We start from the raw sequence: 560 nt of genomic DNA, 5'->3' as shown, positions 1-560 counted from the left end.
AGTCTGGACCCACAAGCGCCGCCGTGAATTCCTGCCGGTGGTGGGCGATTCGCACTACAGACCGAAAGTCTCGATCCATGTGCCGTGCTACAACGAGCCGCCGGAGATGGTCAAACAGACCCTCAACGCCCTGGCCAACCTCGACTATCCGGACTTCGAAGTCCTGATCATCGACAACAACACCAAGGACCCGGCAGTCTGGGAACCGGTGCGCGATTACTGCGAAACCCTCGGCCCGCGCTTCAAGTTCTTCCACGTGGCACCGCTGGCTGGCTTTAAGGGTGGTGCGCTGAACTACCTGATTCCGCACACCGCCAAGGATGCCGAAGTCATCGCGGTGATCGACTCGGACTACTGCGTCGACCCGAACTGGCTCAAGCACATGGTGCCGCACTTCGCCGATCCGAAAATCGCCGTGGTGCAATCGCCGCAGGATTATCGCGATCAGAACGAAAGCACCTTCAAGAAGCTGTGCTACGCGGAATACAAAGGCTTTTTCCACATCGGCATGGTCACCCGTAACGACCGTGACGCGATCATCCAGCACGGCACCATGACCA

General features: G+C 58.8%; 1 protein-coding gene. It reads left to right on the top strand.

All coding sequences use genetic code 11. From position 1 onward, the window contains the following. The coding region (locus AC1DRJ_RS31870) for a glycosyltransferase (protein ID WP_477805594.1) at nucleotides 1-560 on the top strand (560 nt) is incomplete at both ends.

The sequence above is a fragment of the Pseudomonas sp. P5_B2 genome (genome assembly GCF_056400445.1).
The sequence above is the reverse complement of the archived record's forward strand: the minus strand, read 5'-3'. Positions and strand labels throughout refer to the sequence as shown.